Here is a 25,220-nt window from a genome sequence, read left to right on the forward strand (position 1 = left end):
ATAAAAGATAAATGGCAAAAAAAGTAAAAGATCCTGGTTTAGGTTATAGCTCCAGTAGTAATGCTCAAAGAATAATAAATGCAGATGGTAGTTCTAATGTTGTTCATGCAAACAGAAGATTTGGAGCTGATGACTTGTATGCTTTTTTTATAGAATTACCGTGGTGGCAATTTTTTGTATTTATCCTCATTGGGTATTCTTTATTGAATATTCTTTTTGCATTTGTATATGTGTTTATTGGGATAGAACAAATAACACCTTCAAAAGGCAATTTTTTTGACGATCTTTTAAATGGATTTTTCTTTAGTGCACAAACCCTAACAACAGTAGGGTATGGAGGAATCGCTCCTAAAGGTATTGCAGCAAATGTTATTGCAGCTTTTGAGGCAATGATTGGATTGTTGAGTTTTTCTTTTATTACAGGATTGTTATATGGGCGTTTTTCAAAAGCAAAAGCATCTATCCGTTTTAGTGAAAATTTAATTTTAAGAGATTTTAAAGAAGGTAGAGCATTAATGTTTAGGTTAATGAATCGTCGTAAAACAGTAATGATAGAGCCAGAAATAACTGTAACATTATCCCTTTCAGAAAAAAAAATGAATGGAGAATACAAACGACAATTTTTTGAACTCAAATTAGAAAGAAGTAAAATTATGTATTTGCCTACCGTATGGACAGTTGTACATGAAATAAATGAGAAAAGTCCGTTACATAAATATTCAAACAAAGAAATAAGTGAATTAAACGGAGTTCTTTACGTTTTAATGCAATATCATGAAGAATCTTTTGGGCAAAAAGTATATCAAATTACTTCGTACAATTTCTCTTCTCTTGAAGTAGATGTGAAGTATACATCATCATTTTATTTCGATGAAGAAGGTAATACTGTATTAGATCACTCAAAATTAAGTGAAATATCAAAAATGAATTAGAATTACCTTGTTAGTAGTTTTGATAAGAATAATAATGCAATTACTACTGCAATTCCTATTGCCACATAAATAGCTGCATTTTGATAATATTTCTTATTGTTTTTAGCATCCTTTTTGTAGCTAAAAAACATCAAAATAATAAAAGCTATTACAAATAAACTAGCAAAAATGATTCTGCCCGTAGTAAACATTTTAGCAGCAATAAGTATAAACATAAAATTGTATTTTTAGCAAAGTTAAAGAATGATTTTAGAATGGAGAAAACTAAAACAGCAATTATTTTTGGAGGTACTTCAGGTATTGGAAAAGGGCTTGTAGAAAAACTAATACAAGAAAATTATATTGTAGCAGTAATGGGTAGAAGGTTCGAAAAACTAGAAGAGCTGAAGAAAAAACATCCAAGTCAAGTACTCATTAAGCAAAATGATATACAGCAAGTAGATGAGGTTGAAAAAGTGTTTAATGAGATAGTAGAAGAATTAGGAGAAGTTCATTTAGTGATACAATCTTCAGGAGTTGGTTTTGTAAACCCAAAGTTGAACTGGGATAAACAAGAACAAACCATAAACACGAATGTTTTAGGAGTAACAAAACTATATGCTTTAGCTTATAAATTATTTAAAAAACAAGGTTTTGGTCATTTAGTCGGTATTTCTTCTATCGCTTCACTACGTGGAAATAGAGCAGCACCAGATTATTTCTCTTCTAAAGCATATCAAAAAGCGTATTTAGAGAGTTTGTATATCAAAACAAAATCTATTAAAACAAAAAAAGTTTTTATTACAGATATCCGTCCGGGGTTTGTTGATACAGCAATGGCTTTAGGTGATGGTGTTTTTTGGATGGTTCCTCTAGAAAAAGCAGTTAATCAAATTTATGCAGCAATAAAACGAAAAAAAAGAGTAGCTTATATCTCAAAAAGATGGAGGTTAATAGCTTGGGTATTAAAAATAGTACCAGCAAGAATTTTAAAAATGGCAACATAATACTTTAGATAAGTTAAAATGTAAACAAAAAAGCGAAACAAGTCCGCTTTTTTATTAATTCTAACAGTAACCAGAGCCTATCTCGTATTGTTCACCACATAAGTAACAATATCCATTGTAATAAGTTGGGGCAGAACTACAAGGTAAAGGTCGACCTGTACCACCGTTTATTAATTTTTGTTCAGTTTTGTTTAGGGCCGAACCTAATTTAGAAATCTCTTTTAACATAATTTAAATTTTTTGATTTTCTCAAAGTTAAACAACTTAAAATATATAAAGGAAGAAAAAAAACTAAAAAAAGTATGGTAAAACCATAAAATTTGTCAAATGATGATATAAATAAAAACATTATTGACTAATAACTATTGAATTAAAATCATAACTATAATGAAAAAAAGAATTGAAGCAGTACATGAATTTCATAGTGTATTTGGGTTAGGTATAAAAAATGAACCAACAGCGAATATTGGAGAAGAACGAAACTTACTTCGTTTTAATTTAATGAAAGAAGAAAATGAAGAGTATTTAGAAGCTGCTCAAAATAATGATTTGGTTGAGGTAGCAGATGCTTTAGGAGATATGCTGTATATTTTATGTGGAACGATAATAGAACATGGAATGCAACATAAAATTGAGGAAGTTTTCAATGAAATTCAACGAAGTAATATGAGTAAATTAGGTGAAGATGGTAAGCCTATTTACCGTGAAGATGGAAAAGTGTTGAAAGGACCTAATTACTTTAAGCCAAACATTAAAGAAATTTTAGATAAATAAAAAAAGCTCCTCATTGAGGAGCTTTTTTACATTTTGTTTTTCTGTTTATTTACCCATAATTCTTTCTAATTCTGATGTTAATGTTTTTACATTACTAACCATTTTAATAATAATACCATTAGCATCTACAATTAAATGAGTAGGATATTGTTTTACTTTTAGTTTTTTAGCCATATAATCCTTTTGTTCAGGAATAGTTGGGTATTTAAACTCTTTAGTTTCTAAAAACTCAACAAGCTCATCTTTTTTATCAAAAGCCAAACTAACAAACTCTATTTTATCATCTTTGTATTTGTCTACAAGTTCATTTAATTCAGGAAACTCTTCAACACATACTTTACAAGTAATAAACCAACATTTAATTACTAACAATTTTCCTTTTGTATCCGCTTTATTGTGTGCTTTACCTTTTAAATCAACAAAATTGTAATCAGGAAGTTTTTTACCCTCCATTTTAAAATATTGATGTGCTATTGAAGCTTTACTAACAATTGATTTTTTAATTTTTTCGTCTGCAGAATCATCAATACCTGTAAGTTGATATTGTACTTTACCATCTTTTTCAGATTTAACAGGGATGTAAGCACCAGTACGAAGCAAGGTTAAAAAGATTCCTTTTTCCATAACAGCTCCCTCATCATCTAAAGGAATAAAAGTAGACATTAAATCAATGTTTTCCTTTGTGTAAGATTCCCAGTTGTCAAAACTTTTCTGAATATTTTCAGTGTCAATAGAACCTGAGTTAGCTGAAGATTCATTAACAGTTAAGTTTTCTTCAGGATCTTCCTCTTCTTCCTCAGAAGAAGTTTCTACAGGAGCAGTAACCTCACTACTTTGAGCTATGATATTATTTTCATTTTCTAATGAATCAGAATAAAAATCTAATCCAAAAAATGAAATAGCAAAACCAACTCCTATCGATAATAAAGCAGGTATAATATTTCTCATTTCTTTAGAATTTTTTGTTAAAATAACCTAATTCTGTTTACTAATATAGCTTTTTTAAATGAAATGATTAAATTTTAACTCTCCAGTTATGCTTATCCTCTAATTTGTTGTACTGAATATTAAGTAGTTTTTCTTTAAAGAAAGAAGCATAAGAATCACCTATTTCAGGTAGTTCAAAAGAATCATTTTGATGTTTAAAACCTTTTATAGGGTTAATTACAGCAGCAGTACCAGAACCAAAAATTTCTTTTAGCTCCCCTTTTTTTGCTGCTTCTTTAATTTCAGCAACCGACACTCTTCTTACTTCAGTGTCTATATCATAATCTTTTGCAAGCTGAATGATTGATTTACGAGTAACTCCATCTAAAATACGATCATTAGTTGGGGCAGTTACAAGTTTGTCTCCTATTCTAAAAAAGATATTCATAGTACCAGCTTCTTCAAGATACTCATGTGTATTAGCATCTGTCCAAACAATTTGTTGATACCCTTCTTTATGTGCTAAACTGGTAGGATAAAACTGTGCTGCATAGTTACCAGCAGCTTTTGCGAATCCAACACCTCCATCGGCAGAACGACTATACTTTTCAGCAAAAAGAACACGAACCTCACCTGCGTAATATGCTTGAGCAGGCGAACAAATAATAATAAATTTGTATTCCTCAGCAGGAGAAGCAGCGATTGCACCTTCAGAAGCAATAATAAATGGGCGGATATATAATGAGTTTCCAATACCCTTTTTAATCCAAGCATTGTCTAACTCAAGAAGTTTTTTTAATCCTTCAAAAAATACGTTTTCAGGAACAGGAGGCATCGCTAAGCGAGCACCAGATTTATTAATTCTATGAAAGTTTTCATCTGGACGAAATAAAAACACATCATCATTATCATCTTTGTAAGCTTTCATTCCTTCAAAAACAGCTTGTCCGTAATGAAAAACTCTAGCCGAAGGTTCGAAAGATAAAGGTCCGTAAGGCATAATTTTAGGTGTTTTCCATTCTCCGTCGGCAAAATCACAGACTAACATATGGTCAGTAAAAGTGCGACCAAATGCTAAGTTGTTAAAATCTACTTTATCTATTTTTGACTCTTTTATAAGCTCAATATCAATATTCATTGTGTTGTTGTTTTTAGAAGTGCCACGAAGATACGAAATCTAGTGGTATATTTTAAGTTTAGCACCTTGCTAGAAGAAATATAATTATATTTGTTGAATGTTAATTTTAAAATTTTGAAAATGAAAAGACTACTAGTTTTTGCTATGGTTTTGAGCATAGCATTTATTTCTTGTAAGGTTGAAAAAAAGAATGAAACCCCTGATGTAAACAATGCTAAAGAACAAAAAGTAGAATATGCATCATTTGGAGAAGAAATTTCAGACGGAGAAGCTATTTCTGCTAAAGAAATGCGAGCTAAATTCAAAAATTTAAAAAAAGGAGATACCCTAAACATAAAATTCGCTTCAACAATTAATGAGGTATGTAAGAAAAAGGGATGTTGGATGAAGTTAGATTTGGGCGAAGAACAAGAATCAATGGTACGTTTTAAAGATTATGGTTTTTTTATGCCTTTAAATGCAGATAATAAAGAGGTGATAGTAAATGGTAAAGCTTTTGTTACTGAGATTTCTGTAGATGAATTACAACATTATGCTAAAGACGCAGGAAAATCGGAAGAAGAGATAGCAAAAATTACAGAACCAAAATATACTTATGCTTTTGAGGCAGATGGAGTATTAATGAAGAAATAATGAAACAATTAATTATTGTTTTATTGATGTCTTTGGCGCTTTTTTCTTGTAAAGAGAAAAAGGAAGAACAAAAAGAAGAACTTATTATGTATCAATCTTCAGAAATGGCAGCTTTAATGAATGCTATGTATGAAGGAAATATGACAATTAAGAATAAGATTCTAGAAGGAGAATCAATAGGTGAATTTCCTGAAAATTACTTGAATATTCACTCTGCAGTTTTAACTGATCCAGCAGATAGGAATGTAAGTTTTGAAGCTTTTTCAAAACAGTATATTCAAAATTTACAGCAAGTGTATTCGGGATCAAAAGATTCTTTAAAACAAAATTTTAACCAAGCAGTAAACAGTTGTATTGCTTGTCATAAAACAACTTGCACAGGGCCAATACCAAGAATTAAAAAGTTACTGATTAAATAGTTTAGTTATAAAACGAGAAATTATCATAACGTCCGATGGTTCCACAACCATTCATTTACCAGATTGGAATGAGCAATATCATTCTAAGCATGGCGCAATACAAGAGGCATATCATGTATTTATTAGAAATGGACTAAAGTATGTAGATACTAAAAGTGTTTCTATTTTAGAAATAGGTTTTGGTACAGGACTCAATTGTTTTATTACGCTTTTAGAAGCAGATAGAAATATTGATTACGTTGGTGTTGAAGCTTATCCAGTAGCCAAGGAAGAAGTAGATAAACTGAATTATGTTTCAGAGTTAGAGGCAGGTGACAAACAAGACCTTTTTGATAAAATTCACGAAGTTTCTTGGGAAGAAAAGCACAATATTACTCCCAATTTTTCATTGACTAAGCGTAAACAGTTTTTTACTGAAATTACTGATGAAAATCAATTTGATTTGATTTATTTTGATGCCTTTGGAGCAAGAGTACAACCTGACTTGTGGACAGAAGATATTTTTAGAATTATGTTTGCTGCGTTAAAACCAGAAGGGGTTTTAGTAACTTACTCAGCTAAAGGAAGTGTACGACGAGCAATGCAAGCAGTAGGGTTTGATGTAGAGCGCTTACCTGGGCCTCCAGGAAAAAGAGAAATGTTACGAGCTACGAAAGTAGGCGAGTAATATTCAGCGTAGCTAAAAGCTTTGTAGAACTAAAGTTAGGAAGTAATACTTTAAGTAATCGAGGTAAAAATTAGAAAACAAACAGATGGAGTTTAAAAGACGTTTCGGTAATCGAAAAAGAGGAAATCCTAAAAGAGGATTATTCTTAGTAATTTTATTAATTATTGTATTGTATTTGTTTTTCAATGCAGAAAAAATCCTTGGAAGATTTTTATAAATGAAACCATTTCAATTTAAAGAGTTTGCGGTACATCAAGATAAAACGGCAATGAAAGTTGGTACCGATGCAGTATTGTTAGGAGCATGGTGTAATTTAGGAGATTATCCAGATACAATGCTAGATGTTGGTTCTGGTACAGGTGTTATTTCATTAATGTTAGCACAACGAAGTGACGCCATGACGATTGATGCGGTAGAGGTGGATGGAGATGCTTATGAACAAACTGTAGAGAATTTTGAGCAATCAGATTGGGGGGATAGGCTCTTTTGTTACAATGCTTCTTTTGTAGAATTTGCAGAAGAAATGTCTGAGGAAGAAGAAGAGTATGATATAATTGTATCCAACCCACCATTTTATACCGATAACTACGAAACAGAAGATGTTGCGAGAAATAAAGCACGATTTACGAGTTCGTTGTCTTTTGAAGACTTATTAAAAGGAGTGAGTGAAATATTGTCCGAAAATGGAAGATTTTCAACCATTATACCATTCAAAGAAGAAGAAAGCTTTATTGAACTAGCTAAAAAGTATAAATTATACTTAAACAGAGTTTGTCGAGTAAAAGGAACTCCTACTACTGAAGTCAAACGTAGTTTATTAGAGCTATCGTTTACTGAAAGTTCTATACAAGAAGAAGAATTAATTATAGAAACACAAAGGCACCAGTATACTGATGCCTATATTAATCTTACGAAAGATTTTTATTTGAAAATGTAATTTTTAGCGGATAATTTAATGTTAACTAAGCTCTTGTTATGAACAATGTAGTTCTTCTTTATCTGTTTTTATAACAGCAATAGGGTTTTTATTTTCATCAATAGCAACAAAGGTAAACTCACCCTCAATGGCTTTTTCTCTATGTTGAGAGTACATCTGTTCAGTAAAAATTTTAACGGTAACTTTTAAGCTTTTGTTACCTATGTAACTCACTTTTCCTACTAATTCAATAATAGTTCCAGCAGGAATAGGCTTTTTAAAATCAATTTTATCACTACTTACGGTTACAACTTTTTGTCTGCAAAACCGTGTTGCAGTAATAAAAGCAACTTCATCCATTAATTGCATGGCAGTTCCTCCGAACAGTGTATCATAATGATTGGTAGTATTTGGGAATACAGCTTTGAAAATTCGTGTTTCCGATTGTGCTATTTTTTCTTCAGTGGTCATTTTTTATTTCTTTAGTATGATTAGTGCCCGAACATGATAGTATTCAGGCACTTTTTAAACCATTATTGATTTACAGTTTCTAAGGTGTTATTATTGTAGCTTAATGAAGCTTCTTTTGCGGATGAAACCATAGCAAGTAATGCTTTTTCAGTTTCGTCCCAATGTCTAGTTTTAAGACCGCAATCTGGATTTACCCAAAGTTGAGAAGCTGGAATAACTTTTTGAGCTTTGTGTAGTAACTCAACCATTTCTTCTTTTGAAGGAACTCTAGGTGAATGAATGTCATAAACTCCTGGACCAATTTCATTTGGATATTTAAAATCAGCAAAAGCATTTAACAACTCCATTTGAGATCGTGAACATTCAATTGTTATCACATCAGCATCCATATCAGCGATGTTTTGAATAATGTCGTTAAACTCTGAATAACACATGTGCGTGTGTATTTGTGTAGCATCATCTACACCACATGATGAAATTTTAAAAGCTTCAACAGCCCATCTTAAATAATTTTCCCAGCCTGATTTTCGTAAAGGAAGTCCTTCTCTTATAGCTGGTTCATCAATTTGAATAATTCGGATACCTGCTTTTTCAAGATCAGCAACTTCATCGCGAATAGCTAATGCAATTTGTTTACAAGTAACTGAGCGAGGTTGATCATCACGAACAAACGACCATTGTAAAATAGTAACTGGGCCAGTTAACATACCTTTAATCCATTTGTCAGTTAAAGATTGAGCATATTGCGACCAATAAACAGTCATTGGATGAGGTCGGTAAACATCGCCATAAATAATAGGAGGTTTTACACAACGACTACCATAACTTTGAACCCAACCTTTTTTAGTAAAAGTAACTCCAGCAAGCTGTTCTCCAAAATACTCTACCATGTCATTTCGTTCATATTCACCATGAACTAATACATCAAGACCTATTTTTTCTTGCCATTGAATGGTCTTTTGAGTTTCCTTTTTAAGTAAATATCTATATTCTTCACTACTTAAATTTCCCTTTTTATACTGAGCTCTCCAGCTTCTTACTTCTTTGGTTTGAGGGAATGAACCAATGGTTGTGGTAGGGAATAACGGTAAGTTTAATACTTTTTCTTGTGCTTCTTTACGAACCGAAAAGTCATTTTTTCTTTGAGAATCTAATTTAGTAACAGCTTCAACACGCTGTTTTACATCATTGTGATGAATTAATGTAGAAGATTTTCTACTAGCTATAGCTTTTTTGTTTTCTTCAAAAGCAGTTAAAACAGTTTCATCATTCGTACTTTCAGATAACTTTTTTAACAAATTTACCTCTGCGAGTTTTTGTTTAGCGAAAGCAAGCCATTGTTTAATTTGGCTGTCTAAAGATGTCTCTAAATCTAAATCACATGGAGAATGTAATAAGGAACAAGAAGGAGCTATAAAAACTCTGTCAGAACCTAATTTATCAGTAGCTTTTTGAATAAGTTGCAAGGACTTTTCAAAATCATTTTTCCAAATATTTCTACCATCTACAATACCTAATGATAAAGTTTTATCTTCAGAAAGCGTGTTTAATAAATCATCTAATTGTTCTTCACAACGAACTAAATCAATGTGTAAAGCGTCTATAGGAAGTGTATTAGCTAATAAGAGATTATCTTTTAAACCTTCAAAGTAAGTCGTAACTATAAACTTTAGTCTAGGGAACTTTTTTCTAATCTCATTATAGACAAATTGATATGTTTCTGTGGCTTTTTCGTTTAAATCTAATGCTAAAAAAGGTTCGTCAAATTGAATCCATTCAGCGCCTTGTATTTGAAGCTCTTGTAAAATTTCAATATAAACAGGAAGTAGTTTTGAGGCTAAATCTAACTTATCAAAACCTTCCTCTTTTTCTTTACCTAAAAGAAGGTAACTAACTAAACCGATAATTACAGGCTTGGCATTAATGCCTGCTTGTTTAGCTCCAACAAATTCATTAATAATTTTGTTAGAAAATAGCTCGAATTCTTGATTTTTATAAAACTCTGGAACGATGTAATGGTAGTTTGTGTCAAACCATTTAGTCATTTCCATAGCAGTGATATCAAGATCATCTTTTTGATACCCTCTTGCCATGGCAAAATAAAGATCCAGTTCCGAGTTTGAAGTTTTTAAAGCTACTTCATTGTAACGTTTAGGAATTGCACCAACAGTAAGTGTCATATCTAACACCTGATCGTAATAAGAAAAATCATTACAAGGAATAAGGTCTATTCCTGCTTCTTGTTGTGTTTTCCAGTTTTGTTGACAGATGTTTCTTCCTGTTTCAAGAAGTTCCTGTAAACTAGTTTTGCCCGACCAATATTGCTCGCAGGCTTTTTTGAGTTCTCTGTTGCTACCTATACGCGGATAGCCAAGAATGTGCGTTTGCATTTCTTTTTAACTTTTATAATTAAACATTAATTTTAAAAGCTCTTTTAGATGCTTCGCAATGCTAAAAACGATGTGATGTTTGAGGAGGAATAATGACATACTAAAAAAGCACAGCATTTCATAAGCGAAAGTGTGCGTTAAAAATATATCATCGGTATGACTCAAAAGCTTCAAATCGCGAAAGCATTGTCAATATCCGAATAGGCAGGTCTCCTGACTTATAACAGTTTTTATCATCCTTCCCGCTTATGGCAGTGGATATACTAGGATAAAAACCTTTGGTGTGTTACTTACAGTTGCGCGACAGTTCGTGATTTGCACACGATTCCCTATTAATCTACAGCTAAGTAAAACCTTTCCGGTTGATGAAGTATGTAAAGAACTTATCGGGGTAAATGTATGTATTATTTTTTTAGAACTGGTAATAAAAAAAGCATCAGTATACTGATGCTTCTTGAGTTTTAACAAGATTTTAAATTTTGTTATTTTTCCCAGTTTTTAAGTTGATCCAGATATAAGTAGCTTTCAATAAATTTTCTATGTTCAGTATTTGTCATGATTTCGAGTAGTTCTAAAGCTGAAATATAACTTGCTAAATTTCCGTTTGAAGATAAAAATTTACCATCTTTAATAAAAGTTACCAAGCTGTCGTTTTGAACTTTTAAATTAGGGTAATCTTTTTGTAGTTGCTCACCACCACCAATCCATGTTACAATTTTATGACCATCAGCTATACCAGATTTACCAATTAAATTAGCACCAGCACAATTACTAACAGTGTATTGGGTCTCTTGATTTTTTGTTTTTATAAAATCTACAACTTTATTGTTGTGTACTTGTGCGTACATGTCGTAAGCACTTGGTACAAATAAAGCTGCTAGTTTAGGACAATTATCAAAAGTATAGTCAGGAACAAAATGCATTCCTTCTTCAGTAGTAATTGGTTTAGCTGTTTCAGCTATAGTAACTACATTAAAAAGTTGTTTGCCTTTTTTGTCTACTTTACCAAAAACATCAGACGTTGCTATAACTTCTCCTTGTAAAACTCCGTTAAACATTAAAAGTCCAATAGTTGGTAGATCAGGATTAAATGGTTTTAGGTGTTTAGTTAGTGTATCAGTTGGAGATAGAACTTGTTCAACTTTTTCAGCTTTGTTATCTGTTTTCGATTTTTCTGAATTACAACAAATAGTAATAATTGTAAAAATTAGTAGTGTGATAATACTTAAATTTTTCATGCGTATTTTATTTAGTATCTCTTTGAGTAGGTTTAATTATCATTCTAAAATATTGGTCTTTGTATATGTAGTAGCCTAGCCAGTTGTATAGAGTTCTTACTTTGTTTTTAAAGTTTACAAGACCCATGATATGTACAAAAATCCAAATTAGCCAAGCAACAAAACCTTTTAAGGATTGTTTTTGACCAGGGAAGTCAAGTACAGCCTTATTTCGTCCAATGATAGCTAAAGATCCTTTGTCGTTGTACTGGAAAGTTTTCCAGTTATCATCTTTCCTTTTAAGGTTTTTAGCTAAGTTCTTTGCCTGCTGTAATGCCGGTTGCGCTAATTGTGGGTGTCCGTTAGGATAGTTTTTATCACCTAAGATTAAGGCGCAGTCACCTAAAGCATAGATGTTATCATATGAGTGTACAAGGTTAAACTGATTTGTTTTTAGTCTTCTACCAGGACCAAAGCTTTCTTTTGAAAAGCCATCAAATGTTTTTGCAGATACACCAGCTGCCCATATAAGGTTTTTAGTATGTATTTCTTCTCCGTTTGATAAATACACGGTTTCGCCATCAAAGTCATTAACCATTGTATTCATTGTTAGCTTAACACCTAGTTCACTTAATTTTTTAGAAGTGTATTCTTGTGCTTTTTTAGACATTGGAGCTAAAACAGAATTTTGGCCATCAATAAGATGTATTTCTCCAAAGTCATTTTTGTCTAGTTCGGGGTAATCTTTTATGATGATAGAAGTTTTTATTTCAGACAAAATTCCTGAAAGTTCAACTCCAGTAGGTCCAGCTCCTGCAATTACAAAAGTTAAACACTTTTTTCTTTCCTCTGGATTGTGGATTCTAGTAGCACGATCAAATCGAGTTAAAATTACATTTCTAAGAGATAAGGCATCACTAATAGTTTTCATAGGTAAACTATACTTTTGAATGCTTTTATTTCCAAAAAAATTAGTCTCTGTACCGGTAGCCATTACTAAGATATCATACTCTATATCTCCATTACTTACCACAATTTTGTTTTCTTCTGGGACAACTTTTTCAAGGGTGCCAAGTCGAAAACGGGCGTTTTTAAATTTTCTTAAAATTTTTCTGAATGGATAGCTAATTGCAGATGGCTCCATAAAACCTGTGGATACTTGGTAGATTAAAGGAGGAAAGAAATTGTAGTTGTTACTATCTACTAGAATAATCTGATAATTTTCTGAATTTCCTAATCCTTTTATAAGTTCTAATCCAGCAAAACCGCCGCCAACAACGACGATTTTTTTCATATTTTTCATAATGCTATTATGCCCTTAAATTAATATAAGTACAAAGGTAGTTAAGAAGATTTCAGTAAAAAATAAACTAGCTTAAGAAATGTTATTTTCTTTTAATTTCACTTAAGTATTCAGGGGTTAACCCTAAAAAGCTGGCTAATGAATATTGAGGAACTCGTTGTACAAACTCTGGGAAGTCTTCTCTAAATCTAAAAAACATTTCTTCCTTAGAGTAGCTATTTACGTATTTTAAGCGCATTAAAGCAGCTCCGTAAGCTGTTTCATAGATGCTTCTAAAATATTTTTCTAGTAATGGGAATTTGCTTAATAATTCATTGTATTTCGAAAAGGAGATTGATAAAACTATAGAGTTTTCAACTGCCTCTACAGTAAAGTTAGAGCGTTTTTGATTTTGAAAAGCTAAAAAATCAGTTAGCCACCAATTTTCCAAAGCAAACTGTGTAGTTTTTTTGTGGCCTAAATCATCAATAAAATATAATTGTAAACAACCTTTAGCAACAAAAAATAGTTTATCACAACGGTTACTTGTTGGTAATAAAGTTTCTTTTTTCTTGTAGGACTGACAGTCAAAAAAAGAAAGTATTTGAGTTAGTTCTTTTTCTGAAAGATCTATGTAACTTTTAATATGATTTTTTAAAATGCCTTCAGCCATATCCTAGTGTAGTATTTAAAGGTAAAAATACTAACTTTATAAAGACTCTATTTAGTTTTAAAAGAAAAGGCACCAAATACATTGATGCCTTTTGTGTTAGTTTAGAAAGGTTTTACCCTTTTATACTTTCAGGGTTGTATCCTAAGTAAGGCACTTTTTTTTCAACAAAATTAATTCCGTAATCTTCCAACTCTTTTAAAATTGGTTCGTACACTTCTTTGTTGATTGGTAATTGTACACCAGGAGTTGTAATATCACCATTTAAAATACGCACGGTAGCCATGGCTACAGGTAAACCAACCGTTTTTGCCATTGCAGTATAGGTTTGATCATCACCTTTAATAACCATACTACTTTCTATTTGGAACTTGTCTTCTTTGTATTGGTATCCAAAAATATGGTGCATTACAATCATGTCTTTATCTTCGGCTTCAAGAGTCCAAGAATCCATCAATATTTTTTGTAAAATTTCAGCAGGAGTTGCATTTTTCAATCCTACTTTTTTATTTGGATTGAAGATGTCTAACTCTAAAAATTTATCCCACATTAAATCATCTTGATCAATTTTCGCATACGAACGGAATTTCAACTCTACAGAATCAGAAGGAGAATAAGCTAAGAAAAGATTTGTGAAATCGCGATAGCTCATATTCTCAGAGTCTTCAATAGTATACGTGTCATCAGTCATTCCTAATTGAACAAATACATTCCAAGCACGAGAAAAACCAACTTTACGAATAGTTCCACGATACATGGTTTTAATATCTTCTAGACCATAAATGCTTCTATACTTTAAAGAGTCTCGGTTAGCATAGGCTTCAAACTTGCCACTACCATTAATAGTTAAAAATTCAGTCCTTCTAAATAGTTTTTGATATGGGATATACTTATAGGTTCCTTCTTGAATAAACATTGAAGCTCCACCTTGACCTGCTAATACAACGTTTCTAGGATTCCAAGTAAATTTATAGTTCCATAAATTAGTATCACTTTCAGGAGCAACTAATCCACCACAAAAAGATTCAAATAATAACATCTTTCCGCCTTGTTCTTTAATACGGTCTATAACTTGCATAGCGCTCATATGGTCGATTCCTGGGTCAAGGCCAATTTCATTCATAAACACTAATCCTTTAGCTTTAGCCTCTTCATCTAGAGCTTTCATTTCATCAGAAATATATGAGGCTGTAACCATGTGTTTACCATAAGTAATACAATCTTTAGCTACTTCAATATGAAAACGAGCGGGTAACATTGAAATAACAATGTCAGCTTTTTGAATTGCATTTGAGCGTTCTTCTGCATTAAAAACATCTAATTGAATTGCTGTAGCGTTTGAATGATTGTTAACCTTAGATTGAGCACTTTCTAATGAAACATCACCAATAGTTATATGTAGGTTCTCTTCAGAAGATTTATCCAATAAATATTTTATAAGTGAAGAGCTTGACCTACCAGCACCAATTATCAATATATTTCTCATTATAATGTATTTTTGTTATCAATAAATTTTGAGGCGACAATATCGCTAAAAAAGTTTAAATTTAAACAAAAACTATAAAAATGTATAAAAATTTAACAACAGCAGGGGTTTTAGGAGTCGTTGCTGTTATTTTAGGAGCTTTTGGAGCCCACGCTTTAAAAACGAAATTAACACCAGAAGCTTTAGAGAGTTTTGAAACCGCTGTACGCTATCAGTTTTTTCATGTGCTATTATTACTTTTTGTAAATATGTTTGCTGAGTTTACAAACAAAGAAAAGAACAGAATTAGTTATTTCTTAATAGCAGGGATTTTATTGTTTTCAGGATCGATATATTTAATTTACTTGGCTAATGTTCCTGCAAAAGCAATTTGGTTTATAACACCTTTAGGAGGAATACTATTAATTGTGGGTTGGAGCCTATTAACATATAGCTTTTTAAAAAAAGTTATTAAAAGTTAAAGTTGATAAAATCTTTGTATCATTCATCTTTTTAATCAAAAAGAACTATTTTTGTCCAAAATTAAACACAACTAAAATCTTTTAAGATGACAAATCTTGATACGAAAACGATATCGTTAGATAACTTAGGCATAAAAGACGCTACGGTTCGTTATCAATTAACTTCAGACGAGTTACACGACATCACTATTGAAAAAGAACAAGGAGTAGAAACTAGTTTTGGAGCATTGGCTGTTAAAACAGGTGAGTTTACAGGTCGTTCTCCAATGGATCGTTTTATCGTTAAAGACGATATAACTAAAGACCAAGTTTGGTGGGGAGATATAAACATCCCTTTCGATTCAGAAAAATTTGACAAGCTATACGATAAAGTAACAAACTATTTATCAAATAAAGAGGTATTTGTACGTGATAGTTATGCATGTGCAGATGAAGATTACAAACTAAATATTCGTGTTGTAAACGAATATCCTTGGAGTAACATGTTTGCACACAACATGTTTTTACGTCCTACAGCAGAGGAGTTAAAAAACTTTTCTCCAGAATGGACAGTAGTAAACGCTCCAGGTTTTATGGCTGATCCAGAAGTAGATGGGACACGCCAACACAACTTTGCTATCTTAAACTTTACTAGAAAAGTAGCATTAATTGGAGGTACAGGGTATACAGGAGAAATTAAAAAAGGAATTTTCTCTGCGTTAAACTTTATTTTACCAGTATTTAAAAACACGTTACCAATGCACTGTTCTGCAAATGTTGGTAAAGATGGTGATACTGCTATCTTCTTCGGGTTATCAGGTACAGGTAAAACTACTTTATCTACGGATCCAAATCGTAGTTTAATTGGTGATGATGAGCATGGTTGGACTGCTGAAAATACAATCTTTAACTTTGAAGGTGGTTGTTATGCAAAAGTAATCGACTTATCTCAAGAGAAAGAACCAGAAATTTACGGAGCAATTAAAAGAGGAGCAATCCTTGAAAATATTGTGATGGATGATAAAGGAAATGTGGATTTTGCTGATACATCAATTACACAAAATACACGTGTAAGTTATCCAATTTATCACATTGAAAATATTCAAACACCATCTAAAGGTTCAAATCCAAAGAACATCTTCTTCTTAACAGCAGATGCTTTTGGAGTATTGCCTCCGATATCTAAATTAACACCAGGTCAAGCAGCATATCACTTTATTTCTGGATACACAGCAAAAGTAGCAGGTACTGAGGCTGGAATTAACGAGCCATTACCAAGTTTTTCAGCTTGTTTTGGAGCTCCATTTATGCCATTACACCCAACACGTTACGCTGAAATGTTAAGCAAGAAAATGCAAGAAGCAGGAGTAAACGTTTGGTTAATTAATACTGGATGGACAGGTGGTGCTTACGGTACTGGTAGCAGAATGAAATTAAAGTACACTCGTGCTATGATTACAGAAGCTTTACAAGGTAATTTAGAAAATGTTGAGTTTGTACAACACCCAATTTTTGGATTATCAATGCCAACTACTTGTGAAAATGTTCCTGATGAAGTGTTAAACCCAAAGCAAACATGGGCAGATAAAGATGCTTATGATGCAAAAGCTATGGAATTAGCAAATTCATTCAGAAAGAACTTTGCTCAGTTTGAAGAAATGGCAAGTGAGGAAATTATTAAAGGTGGACCAATAGCGTAACCTTTAAAACATAAATACTAAGAAAGCATCCACTATGGATGCTTTTTTTATGAAAAATACTCAGTATTTTAGCAATAAATAAATTTTAGCATGATTGTACAGGGAAATATAGTCGATATACAAAATAAACGAATCTTTAAAGGAGAGGTTGAGGTTAAAGAAGGAAAGATTATACAAATTAGAGAAGTAGAAAACACTTCGGATAACTATATTTTACCTGGATTTATAGATGCACATATTCATATTGAAAGCTCGATGTTAGTACCATCAGAGTTTGCAAAAATAGCGGTAACTCACGGTACCGTAGCTACGGTATCTGATCCACATGAAATAGCCAATGTGCTAGGAGTGAAAGGAGTTGACTTTATGGTTGAAAACGGAAAGAAAGTTCCGTTAAAATTCAATTTTGGAGCACCATCTTGTGTGCCAGCGACTTCTTTTGAAAGTGCAGGAGCTGTGATTGATTCAGAAGATATCAAAAAAATGATGCAGAACCCTGATATCAAATATTTAGCTGAGATGATGAATTATCCTGGAGTAATTTATCAAGATGAAGAAGTTTTGAAAAAAATAGCTTGGGCAAAACATTATAACAAACCAGTAGATGGACATGCACCAGGATTAAGAGGAGAGGATCTAGATAAATACATAGCAGCAGGAATTTATACCGATCATGAATGTTTTACCTATGAAGAAGGTTTAGAAAAGCTTCAAAAAGGAATGAAAGTCATCATTAGAGAAGGAAGCGCAGCGAAAAACTTTGAAGCGCTGATTGATTTACTTCCTAAATATTATGAGAACATGATGTTTTGTTCTGATGATAAGCACCCAGATGATTTGTTATTAGGACATATCAACCAATTATGTGAGCGTGCAGTAGCGAAAGGAATAGATGTTTTTAAAGTATTACATGCTGCTTGTATCAATCCGGTAAAACATTATAATTTGGATGTAGGAACTTTAAACGAAGGAGATGATGCTGATTTTATAGTAGTAAAAGACTTACAAAAGTTTAAGGTGTTACAAACCTATATCAATGGGGAATTAGTAGCCGAAAAAGGAGAATCATTCGTACAACATGTAGACTTTGAAGTACTAAATAATTTTGATACTGATAAAAAAAATATTGCTGATTTTGAGTTTCATTCAGCATCTGAAAAAATTCGAGTGATTGAAGCCTTAGATGGAGAATTAGTGACGAATGAAATAGAGGCGGATTCTTTAATAAAAGATGGAAATTTAGTTTCAGATGTAGAGAATGATGTGTTAAAAATGACCGTAGTAAATCGTTATCAAAATACGGAACCTTCAATAGCTTTTATTAAAAATTTCGGATTAAAAGAAGGGGCGATAGCGAGTTCTGTTGGTCATGATTCACATAATATTATTGCAGTAGGAGTATCTGATGAATTGCTTTGCAAAGCAGTTAATTTATTAATAGAAAACAAAGGAGGTGTTTGTGCGGTAACTTCTTCTGAAGAAAAAGTAGTTCCTCTTCCTGTAGCTGGAATTATGTCGGATAAGTCAGCAGTAGAAATAGGAAAAGCCTATGCAGAGTTAGATGCTATGGCAAAAAAGCAAGGAAGTAAATTACGAGCTCCATACATGACCCTATCTTTTATGGCATTGTTGGTAATTCCATCTTTAAAGCTATCAGACAAAGGACTGTTTGATGGAAACACATTTAAATTTACCTCTTTAGAGGTTAAATAACCTGAAGTTTGAAGACAGAAAAAATTATATTAGGGATTGACCCAGGAACTTCCATTATGGGGTTCGGAATTATAAAGGTAGTAGGGAAAAAAATGGAGTTTGTCCAGATGAATGAACTACTCTTAAAAAAGTATGACGATCATTATTTAAAACTCAAAATTATTTTTGAACGTACTATTGAATTGATTGATACTTATCATCCAGATGAAATAGCTTTAGAAGCTCCTTTTTTTGGTAAAAATGTACAATCAATGTTAAAATTAGGACGTGCGCAAGGAGTAGCGATGGCAGCAGGATTGTCACGTCAAATTCCTGTAACGGAATACGCACCTAAGAAAATTAAAATGGCAATTACAGGAAAAGGGACATCGAGTAAAGAACAAGTAGCCCTAATGTTAAAGTCGTTATTGAACTTAAAAGAACTCCCTAAAAACTTAGATGCAACAGATGGATTAGCTGCAGCGGTGTGTCATTTCTATAATTCAGGAACTAAAGTAGGAGGTAAGAACTATACAGGTTGGGCAGCGTTTGTAAAGCAGAACCCAGGAAAAGTGAAATAATTTGGCAGGAATTTATCTACATATCCCATTTTGTAAGCAAGCTTGTTACTATTGCGATTTTCACTTTTCTACCTCTTTAAAAAAGAAAGAAGAGCTGGTATCTTGCTTAGTAAAAGAATTGGAGTTAAGAAAAGAAGAACTTCTAAATGAAACCATAGAAACTATCTATTTTGGAGGAGGAACACCGAGCCTGTTGTCGATTGACGAGTTACAATTGTTGATTGATATAATTTATCAAAATTATACCGTTTCAGAAAATCCGGAAATCACCTTAGAAGCTAATCCAGATGATTTATCAAAAGAAAAAATAATTGAATTATCTAAAACTTCAATTAACCGATTAAGTATTGGAATTCAATCTTTTTTTGAAGAAGACTTACAACTCATGAATCGTGCTCATAATGCACAAGAAGCAAAAAACTGTTTGTCTTTAGCGACACGCTACTTTGATAATATTACCATTGATTTGATTTACGGAGTCCCGAATATGAGTAATGAACGTTGGAGAGAAAACTTACAAATAGCTTTTGATTTTGGAATTAATCATATTTCATCATATGCATTAACAGTAGAGCCTAAAACAGCCTTAGACTCCTTTATCAAACAAGGGAAATATCCAGATGTTGATGAAGCTGTAGCAAAAGAACATTTTGATATTTTGATAGCGGAAACTGCTAAAAATGGATTTGTACATTATGAAATTTCAAACTTTGGAAAACCCAATTATTTTTCAAAACACAATACTAGTTATTGGTTAGGTAAAAAATATATAGGAATTGGTCCGTCAGCACATTCGTTTAATAAAACACACCGTAGTTGGAATGTAGCTAACAATGTAAAATATATCAAAGCAATTCAAGAAGGAAAACTCCCTTTAGAGCAGGAGGAACTTACTATAAAAGATCAGTTTAATGAATATTTAATGACAGGATTAAGAACCATTTGGGGAGTGTCGTTAGAAAAAATCACGCAAGAATTTGGAGAAGAATTCAGAAAGAATCTCCTTAAAAATGCCGAGAAATTTATTAATCAAGGTCTATTGGTTATAGAGAATGAGTTGAACCAACCTGATTCTGACAACAATGTTAAGAAGGTTTTGAAAACAACTTCAAAAGGAAAGTTCTTAGCAGATGGGTTGGCTAGTGAGTTATTCATAATTTAGGTATATTTGAGTATGATAGCAACAATTGAATACAACTCAAGAAAACACAAAATAGACTTATCAAAACCGTTAGATATATCCATAGCTATTGACACTTCAAAGGAAAATGTAAATGCTTGGTATTTAGATGATCCAAAAATTTTCCCCGTTTCCGATGGAGATTGGGTAGGAAGTGTACAAAAAGGCGCTGATGTAAATTTTAATAATATACAGTTTAATCCGCATTCACATATTACACATACCGAATGTGTTGGCCATATAACAGAAGAAGTTTATTCAGTAAATAAAGAACTATCAAAATTTTTCTTTTTAGCAGAAGTAGTGACTATCGCTCCAGAACAATTAAAAAATAAGGATTTTGTAATTTCAAAAAAACAATTACAGAATGTTATAGGAAATAAAAAGCGTGATGCAATAGTCATCAGAACCTTACCAAACTTATCAGACAAAAAGTCGATGCGTTATTCAAATACAAATCCAACTTATTTGTTAGAAGAAGCAGCGATTTATCTTAGAGAAAAAGGAATTGAGCACTTATTAATAGATTTACCATCGGTAGACAAAGAAAAAGACGAAGGAAAATTGTTAGCACATAATGCTTTTTGGAATACACAAGGAGAAATTAGAATGCAGTCAACTATAACAGAATTTATATATGTGTCCAATAAAATAAAGGATGGAACTTACTTTTTAAACTTGATGGTAGCGCCGTTTGAAAACGATGCTACACCTAGTAAACCTATTCTTTACGAACTACTTTAGTTATTATGATAAAAAACTATTACAGAATTTTAGGTAAGCATACTTATCTAAAATTCTGTAATGTTTTGTTGATATAACTCAGTAAATGTTTCTTTTTAGGGATCTCTATTCGTTCGGCGAGATTTACTTTATGTTTCATTTACATCATCAAAGATAAAGTAGATGTTGAAAGAAAAACAAAAATTAAGATTAAATGAAAGTTACTGTAGATGAACGGTTAAAATAAAGCTTTTAAGAGTATCGATAATTGTAAGAAAAATAAAATATAGAGTCTTTTGTAAAACCTATTTGTTTTTTTTATAGATTTACGACCATAAAATTACAACAATGACAATTTTTAATACATATAAGCAATGTAAATCGACTGTGGTAAGACACAGAAACGATCGGGCGATGTATGTATTATAGCTATGTTTATATAAAATATAATGATTACAAAAAGTCCGACTGAAAAGTCGGACTTTTTACTTTTATAACTAAAAACAACCACTAAACTTTAATTATATGAAAAAACTCTACTTTAACTATTTAAACACCTTTAAAGGGCTCTCAAACGAAGTTTGGTGGCTTTCATTAATAACTCTGATAAACAGAGCAGGAACTATGGTAATTCCTTTTTTATCATTGTACCTAACAAAAAGCTTAAACTTTACTTTAAAAGATGTGGGCTGGATTATGACCTGTTTCGGGTTAGGGTCTGTATTGGGGTCTTGGTTAGGAGGTAAGCTAACGGATAAAATAGGTTTTTATAAGGTGATGAAAACTAGCCTGTTTTTGACAGGAGTTCTTTTTATAGCGTTACAATTCGTAAATACTTTTGCAGGTTTTTGTTTAGGTATTTTCTTAGTAATGTTAGTAGCAGATACATTTAGACCAGCTATGTTTGTTGCATTAAGTACTTACAGTAAACCAGAAAATAAAACACGTTCAGTAACTCTAATTCGTTTAGCAATTAACTTAGGTTTCTCAGCAGGTCCTGCCGTTGGAGGATTAATTATAACCTCGTTAGATTATAGTGGATTGTTTTGGGTAGATGGAGTTACCTGTATTTTAGCAACAGTTTTACTGGTAAATGTATTAAACCCTAAGAAAGCAAAAGCGTTAGATGAAACAAAAGTAGAGAATCCACAATCAGTATTTTCAGATAAGGCTTTTTGGGTGTTTTTTGTAGGAATGTTTGTTTTCGGATTTATTTTCCTGCAATACTTTTCTACAATGCCTTTATATTATAAAGACGTTCATCATTTAACAGAGTTAGAAATAGGTTTGTTAATGGGGCTTAACGGGTTCTTTATATTCTTATTAGAAATGCCACTTATTAAATGGTTAGAGGAAAGTAAGTATACCAAAGAGTTTTTAATGTTTTTTGGACTGTTACTAACAGGACTAAGTTTTGTAGTAATAAACTTAACAGGTTGGGTAGGAATTTTAATTGTAGGAATGTTACTGATGACTATAGGAGAAATGATTGCATTTCCTTTTTCAAATGCCTTTGTGATGGAGCGTGCAAAAAAGGGAAATCAAGGAGAATACATGGCATATTATAGCATTGCGTTCTCAATGTCACATATTTTTGGGCATAATTCAGGTATGCAATTAATAGATAATATTGGTTTTGATAATACTTGGAATTTTATGATTGTGTTATCAACCATTGGAGTATTATTCTTGTTAATGTTAGTAAGAATTGTAAAAAGAGAAAAAGTAATCGCATGAACTTAAATCAAGTAACGATACCTTCTATTGATGTGAATATATCTGTAGAGTTCTATAAAAAACTAGGCTTGCATCTTATCGTAGATGCAAGCCCTAGATATGTTCGTTTTGAAGTACCAGATGGAGAAGCAACGTTTTCAATTCATCAAGTAGAAAAACTGTCTAAAGAAGAGGGAGTTACTCTCTATTTTGAAGATGATAATTTAGATGAGTTAGTAGAAGAATTACAACAAAAAGGAATTCAGTTCACTCAGTTACCAATAGACCAACGATGGTTATGGAGAGAAGCTCATTTGTTAGATCCTGATGGAAATAAATTAATTCTGTATAAAGCAGGCGAACACAGAAAAAATCCGCCTTGGCGAATCAAATAAGAAATAGAAGTTTTTATCTTTGAATATTTAATAAGAAAGTAGAAAGCATGAATATACAAGACGCACAAAAACAAGTAGATGATTGGATTAAAAATCACGGAGTACGTTACTTTAATGAGTTAACAAATATGGCGCAACTAACAGAAGAAGTTGGAGAGGTCGCTAGAATTATTGCGCGTCGTTATGGAGAGCAAAGCGAAAAAGAAAGTGATAAAAACAAAGATTTAGGAGAAGAGTTAGCAGATGTGATGTTTGTGGTATTGTGTTTAGCAAATCAAACAGGAGTAAACTTACAAGAGGCATTTGATAAGAAGCTAGATATAAAAACTAAGAGAGATCACGATCGTCATCATAATAACAAAAAACTACAGTAAATGAGTCTCATAAAGAATATACAAAAAGGAAGTTTTTGGATTAATGTTTTAAAAGTAGGAACCCCATTTTTGATAATAGTAGCTGTCTTTTCTTTATTATTCAAAACAGGAGGGGCTATTTTTTCAGGAGACTTTGAAACTGTATACAATGTACATTTCGCAAATAAACAGTGGATTCGCTTTTGGTTAAGTAAAGTTGTAATCGCACTTATTTACAGTATATACATTGTAAATAAAAAAACGAAGTAGTTTTTTATGGATTTAAGATTAAAAACCGAAGAGTTTAATTCGGATACTCATATAACGATTTCAGGGTCAAAAAGTGAATCAAATAGATTACTGATTTTACAGCAATTATATCCCGATTTACATATAGAAAATTTATCAGACTCTGATGATACACACCATTTACAAGGAGCGTTAACTTCTGATGATACAGTTGCAGACATTGGACATGCAGGAACTGCGATGCGTTTTTTAACTGCTTTTTTCGCAACTCAAGAAGGTGTTACAAAAATATTGCAAGGTTCAGATCGTATGCACAACAGACCAATACAAATTTTAGTTGATGCTTTACGCAATTTAGGAGCAGATATAGAGTACGTTGAAAAAGAAGGATACCCGCCACTCAAAATATCAGGGAAAAAACTAACAAAGGATAAAGTTTCAATTAATGGAAATGTAAGTAGTCAATATATTTCAGCATTAATGCTAATTGCTCCAAGCTTGGAAAAAGGATTGGAAATTGAATTGATAGGAGAAATTACTTCGGTTCCTTATATCAACATGACTTTACAGTTACTACATCAATTAGAGGTTGAAGCTAAATTTGAAGGGCAACTTATAAAAATCAAACCAAAACCAACTGTAAAAAAGCAAACAGTAGTTGTAGAGTCTGATTGGAGTTCAGCGTCTTATTTTTATTCGATTATAGCATTGAGCGAAGTAGGTTCTTCTGTGAAATTATCAGCTTATAAAAAAGATAGTTTACAAGGAGATAGTTGTTTGTCAGAAATATATAAACATTTTGGAGTAACTACTGTTTTTGAAGAAAATTCAATTCTTTTAACAAAAGAGAAAAAGTATAACTCAGAAGTATTAGAGCAAGATTTAAAAAATGCACCAGATATAGCGCAAACTATTGCAGTTACTTGCTTCGGGTTAGGAGTTGCTTGTGATTTGTCAGGTTTGCACACATTAAAAATTAAAGAAACCGATCGCTTAGAAGCATTACGTGAGGAGTTAATAAAATTAGGAGCTGATATTTCTGTAACGAATGAAAGTTTACATATAAAATCATCTTCAGAAATTAAAGAAAACATTCAAATAGCTACCTATAACGATCACCGAATGGCGATGGCATTTGCACCACTAGCATTAAAAGTTCCTATTGAAATTTTAGAAGCTGAAGTAGTAACTAAATCGTATAGAAATTTTTGGAAAGATATGTTTTGTGTAGGAATTCAGAATGTTACCATAAAATAATACGGCAATCGCTTGACAACCCCTAT

Annotated in this window: 28 protein-coding genes and 1 riboswitch; of the genes, 18 read left to right on the top strand and 10 right to left on the bottom strand. The window is 32.1% G+C overall.

The annotated features are described in order from the left end of the window. Positions 1–11 precede the first annotated feature (11 nt). Positions 12–932: an ion channel gene (locus ACTPNM_RS04645; protein WP_440120810.1), complete on the top strand. Its 921-nt coding sequence runs from the start codon at positions 12–14 to the stop codon at positions 930–932. A gap of 2 nt (positions 933–934) precedes the next feature. On the opposite strand, the gene ACTPNM_RS04650 is transcribed toward ACTPNM_RS04645, so the two are convergent. Next, positions 935–1,147 (bottom strand): hypothetical protein, encoded by a 213-nt coding sequence (locus ACTPNM_RS04650; protein ID WP_237270910.1) that lies wholly within the window; start codon positions 1,145–1,147, stop codon positions 935–937. 39 nt (positions 1,148–1,186) lie between these two features. Here ACTPNM_RS04650 and ACTPNM_RS04655 point away from each other — a divergent pair, with 39 nt between their 5' ends. Further along, positions 1,187–1,918: an SDR family NAD(P)-dependent oxidoreductase gene (locus ACTPNM_RS04655; RefSeq protein ID WP_440120811.1), complete on the top strand. Its 732-nt coding sequence runs from the start codon at positions 1,187–1,189 to the stop codon at positions 1,916–1,918. Between the two features lie 60 nt (positions 1,919–1,978). Here ACTPNM_RS04655 and ACTPNM_RS04660 read toward each other — a convergent pair whose 3' ends face one another. Further along, positions 1,979–2,146 (bottom strand): hypothetical protein, encoded by a 168-nt coding sequence (locus ACTPNM_RS04660; RefSeq protein ID WP_440120812.1) that lies wholly within the window; start codon positions 2,144–2,146, stop codon positions 1,979–1,981. A gap of 159 nt (positions 2,147–2,305) precedes the next feature. Here ACTPNM_RS04660 and ACTPNM_RS04665 point away from each other — a divergent pair, with 159 nt between their 5' ends. After that, positions 2,306–2,692, top strand: coding sequence for a hypothetical protein (locus tag ACTPNM_RS04665; RefSeq protein ID WP_440120813.1), 387 nt, complete (start codon positions 2,306–2,308; stop codon positions 2,690–2,692). 45 nt (positions 2,693–2,737) lie between these two features. Here ACTPNM_RS04665 and ACTPNM_RS04670 read toward each other — a convergent pair whose 3' ends face one another. Next, a complete protein-coding gene (locus ACTPNM_RS04670; protein WP_440120814.1) occupies positions 2,738–3,640 on the bottom strand; it encodes a TlpA family protein disulfide reductase in 903 nt (300 codons plus the stop codon). A 67-nt stretch (positions 3,641–3,707) separates the two neighbouring features. Then, on the bottom strand, positions 3,708–4,757 hold the full coding sequence (locus ACTPNM_RS04675; RefSeq protein WP_440120815.1) for a branched-chain amino acid aminotransferase: 1,050 nt from the start codon (positions 4,755–4,757) through the stop codon (positions 3,708–3,710). A 120-nt stretch (positions 4,758–4,877) separates the two neighbouring features. On the opposite strand from ACTPNM_RS04675, the gene ACTPNM_RS04680 reads away from it, so the two are divergent. The 4 genes from ACTPNM_RS04680 to ACTPNM_RS04695 all read left to right on the top strand — a co-directional run bounded on the left by ACTPNM_RS04680 (position 4,878) and on the right by ACTPNM_RS04695 (position 7,413). Continuing rightward, positions 4,878–5,390 carry a DUF4920 domain-containing protein gene (locus ACTPNM_RS04680; RefSeq protein WP_274639143.1) on the top strand — a complete coding sequence of 171 codons (513 nt, stop codon included), beginning with the start codon at positions 4,878–4,880 and terminating at the stop codon, positions 5,388–5,390. Continuing rightward, positions 5,390–5,809 carry a hypothetical protein gene (locus tag ACTPNM_RS04685; RefSeq protein ID WP_274639144.1) on the top strand — a complete coding sequence of 140 codons (420 nt, stop codon included), beginning with the start codon at positions 5,390–5,392 and terminating at the stop codon, positions 5,807–5,809. The genes ACTPNM_RS04680 and ACTPNM_RS04685 overlap by 1 nt, the downstream gene beginning before the upstream one ends. Before the next feature lie 7 nt (positions 5,810–5,816). Then, positions 5,817–6,476, top strand: coding sequence for a tRNA (5-methylaminomethyl-2-thiouridine)(34)-methyltransferase MnmD (mnmD, locus tag ACTPNM_RS04690; RefSeq protein WP_440122821.1), 660 nt, complete (start codon positions 5,817–5,819; stop codon positions 6,474–6,476). Positions 6,477–6,693: 217 nt separating this feature from the next. Beyond that, positions 6,694–7,413 (top strand): tRNA1(Val) (adenine(37)-N6)-methyltransferase, encoded by a 720-nt coding sequence (locus ACTPNM_RS04695; RefSeq protein ID WP_440120816.1) that lies wholly within the window; start codon positions 6,694–6,696, stop codon positions 7,411–7,413. A 36-nt stretch (positions 7,414–7,449) separates the two neighbouring features. Here ACTPNM_RS04695 and ACTPNM_RS04700 read toward each other — a convergent pair whose 3' ends face one another. From ACTPNM_RS04700 to ACTPNM_RS04725, 6 genes are all read right to left on the bottom strand, one after another. After that, positions 7,450–7,863: an acyl-CoA thioesterase gene (locus tag ACTPNM_RS04700; RefSeq protein ID WP_440120817.1), complete on the bottom strand. Its 414-nt coding sequence runs from the start codon at positions 7,861–7,863 to the stop codon at positions 7,450–7,452. A gap of 62 nt (positions 7,864–7,925) precedes the next feature. Beyond that, entirely contained in the window at positions 7,926–10,253 is a 2,328-nt protein-coding gene (gene metE / locus ACTPNM_RS04705) for a 5-methyltetrahydropteroyltriglutamate--homocysteine S-methyltransferase (RefSeq protein ID WP_440120818.1), read from the bottom strand. 186 nt (positions 10,254–10,439) lie between these two features. After that, positions 10,440–10,626, bottom strand: a riboswitch (cobalamin riboswitch). A 109-nt stretch (positions 10,627–10,735) separates the two neighbouring features. Next, entirely contained in the window at positions 10,736–11,491 is a 756-nt protein-coding gene (locus tag ACTPNM_RS04710; RefSeq protein ID WP_440120819.1) for a DJ-1/PfpI family protein, read from the bottom strand. A gap of 7 nt (positions 11,492–11,498) precedes the next feature. Beyond that, positions 11,499–12,773 (bottom strand): NAD(P)/FAD-dependent oxidoreductase, encoded by a 1,275-nt coding sequence (locus ACTPNM_RS04715; RefSeq protein WP_440120820.1) that lies wholly within the window; start codon positions 12,771–12,773, stop codon positions 11,499–11,501. Positions 12,774–12,855: 82 nt separating this feature from the next. Then, positions 12,856–13,425: a Crp/Fnr family transcriptional regulator gene (locus tag ACTPNM_RS04720; RefSeq protein ID WP_440120821.1), complete on the bottom strand. Its 570-nt coding sequence runs from the start codon at positions 13,423–13,425 to the stop codon at positions 12,856–12,858. Positions 13,426–13,537: 112 nt separating this feature from the next. Continuing rightward, entirely contained in the window at positions 13,538–14,908 is a 1,371-nt protein-coding gene (locus tag ACTPNM_RS04725; RefSeq protein ID WP_440120822.1) for a saccharopine dehydrogenase family protein, read from the bottom strand. 80 nt (positions 14,909–14,988) lie between these two features. Here ACTPNM_RS04725 and ACTPNM_RS04730 point away from each other — a divergent pair, with 80 nt between their 5' ends. The 11 genes from ACTPNM_RS04730 to ACTPNM_RS04780 all read left to right on the top strand — a co-directional run bounded on the left by ACTPNM_RS04730 (position 14,989) and on the right by ACTPNM_RS04780 (position 25,194). Continuing rightward, on the top strand, positions 14,989–15,369 hold the full coding sequence (locus ACTPNM_RS04730; protein ID WP_440120823.1) for a DUF423 domain-containing protein: 381 nt from the start codon (positions 14,989–14,991) through the stop codon (positions 15,367–15,369). A gap of 86 nt (positions 15,370–15,455) precedes the next feature. Next, complete coding sequence (gene pckA, locus ACTPNM_RS04735; RefSeq protein ID WP_440120824.1) at positions 15,456–17,048, top strand: phosphoenolpyruvate carboxykinase (ATP); 1,593 nt, start codon at positions 15,456–15,458, stop codon at positions 17,046–17,048. Positions 17,049–17,138: 90 nt separating this feature from the next. Then, positions 17,139–18,761: an adenine deaminase gene (ade, locus tag ACTPNM_RS04740; protein WP_440120825.1), complete on the top strand. Its 1,623-nt coding sequence runs from the start codon at positions 17,139–17,141 to the stop codon at positions 18,759–18,761. 8 nt (positions 18,762–18,769) lie between these two features. Beyond that, positions 18,770–19,321, top strand: coding sequence for a crossover junction endodeoxyribonuclease RuvC (gene ruvC / locus ACTPNM_RS04745; RefSeq protein WP_440120826.1), 552 nt, complete (start codon positions 18,770–18,772; stop codon positions 19,319–19,321). 1 nt (position 19,322) lies between these two features. After that, positions 19,323–20,483, top strand: coding sequence for a radical SAM family heme chaperone HemW (hemW, locus tag ACTPNM_RS04750; protein WP_440120827.1), 1,161 nt, complete (start codon positions 19,323–19,325; stop codon positions 20,481–20,483). Positions 20,484–20,495: 12 nt separating this feature from the next. Then, entirely contained in the window at positions 20,496–21,245 is a 750-nt protein-coding gene (locus ACTPNM_RS04755; protein WP_440120828.1) for a cyclase family protein, read from the top strand. A 504-nt stretch (positions 21,246–21,749) separates the two neighbouring features. Beyond that, the gene (locus ACTPNM_RS04760; RefSeq protein WP_440120829.1) at positions 21,750–22,961 is read left to right on the top strand and encodes an MDR family MFS transporter; all 1,212 of its coding nucleotides are present in this window, start codon (positions 21,750–21,752) and stop codon (positions 22,959–22,961) included. Continuing rightward, a complete protein-coding gene (locus tag ACTPNM_RS04765; protein ID WP_274639161.1) occupies positions 22,958–23,335 on the top strand; it encodes a VOC family protein in 378 nt (125 codons plus the stop codon). The genes ACTPNM_RS04760 and ACTPNM_RS04765 overlap by 4 nt, the downstream gene beginning before the upstream one ends. Before the next feature lie 47 nt (positions 23,336–23,382). After that, complete coding sequence (locus ACTPNM_RS04770) at positions 23,383–23,709, top strand: nucleotide pyrophosphohydrolase (RefSeq protein ID WP_073182681.1); 327 nt, start codon at positions 23,383–23,385, stop codon at positions 23,707–23,709. Beyond that, positions 23,710–23,958 (top strand): hypothetical protein, encoded by a 249-nt coding sequence (locus tag ACTPNM_RS04775; protein ID WP_274639162.1) that lies wholly within the window; start codon positions 23,710–23,712, stop codon positions 23,956–23,958. Between the two features lie 6 nt (positions 23,959–23,964). Next, positions 23,965–25,194: a 3-phosphoshikimate 1-carboxyvinyltransferase gene (locus ACTPNM_RS04780; RefSeq protein WP_440120830.1), complete on the top strand. Its 1,230-nt coding sequence runs from the start codon at positions 23,965–23,967 to the stop codon at positions 25,192–25,194. Positions 25,195–25,220 lie beyond the last annotated feature (26 nt).

It is taken from the genome of Tenacibaculum sp. Ill, from assembly GCF_051938915.1.
Classification (GTDB): Bacteria; Bacteroidota; Bacteroidia; order Flavobacteriales; family Flavobacteriaceae; genus Polaribacter; species Polaribacter larymnensis.